The following is a 232-nucleotide window of genomic DNA, read 5'->3' as shown; positions in this document are numbered from 1 at the left end:
CTGACGCCAGTTCTTCTTCGTAATGATGAAGGATTCCTCACCATCAGGTCCGAACTGTTCCAAGCCGCGTACGTATGAGGAGTCCTCTACACGCTTCCAGAAGGTCGGCACGTCAATCTCACCGCGCGTGAGCAGATCAGCCAGGAACTCGATGCGGTCATGCTTGGGAGCAAATGCACCATAGGGCAGACCCTCACCATAGGTCAGCAGATGACCGGCAAGATAATCATCC

General features: G+C 54.3%; 1 protein-coding gene. It reads right to left on the bottom strand.

What is annotated here, in order from left to right:
- Positions 1 to 232, bottom strand: a 232-nt coding sequence (locus HMPREF2605_RS09545) for a hypothetical protein (protein ID WP_168167593.1), incomplete at both ends; no start/stop codon positions are given.

The organism is Rothia sp. HMSC065C03, from assembly GCF_001837295.1.
GTDB lineage: Bacteria > Actinomycetota > Actinomycetes > Actinomycetales > Micrococcaceae > Rothia.
The sequence above is the reverse complement of the archived record's forward strand: the minus strand, read 5'-3'. Positions and strand labels throughout refer to the sequence as shown.